Source organism: Undibacterium sp. Di26W (assembly GCF_049340265.1).
Classification (GTDB): Bacteria; Pseudomonadota; Gammaproteobacteria; order Burkholderiales; family Burkholderiaceae_D; genus Undibacterium.
This window is the reverse complement of sequence record NZ_JBMPOR010000085.1, coordinates 1-342: the sequence shown is the minus strand read 5'-3', so window position 1 is coordinate 342 and position 342 is coordinate 1. Positions and strand designations below refer to the sequence as shown.

Sequence of the window (342 nt, the reverse complement as noted above, 5' to 3'; positions counted from 1 at the left end):
CGGGAAAGAAATTTATCGGATTAGGGCTGGTCATATTATTTCACGTGCTGGTGGTATATGCACTGGTATCGGGCCTGGCGCGCAAGGCCATGGAAGTGGTCATCAAACCGCTGGAAACCAAGATCGTGGAAGAGGTGAAGCCACCGCCACCACCACCGGATACGCCACCACCGCCGCCACCAAAACTGCTGGCACCGCCACCACCGTTCATTCCGCCACCGGAAGTGCAGGTACAGCAACCCGTACAGCAACAACCGACCGTAGCTAACTTCTCTAACGTCAAGCCAGAGAACCCGGTCATGCCAAGGGGGCCTGCACCTACCGCACCGGCGGCAGAAACCA

The 342-nt window shown here is 57.9% G+C and carries 1 pseudogene; it reads left to right on the top strand.

From position 1 onward, the window contains the following. Nucleotides 1-342 (top strand): annotated as a pseudogene (locus tag ACO0LM_RS28750) (energy transducer TonB); the annotation flags it as partial.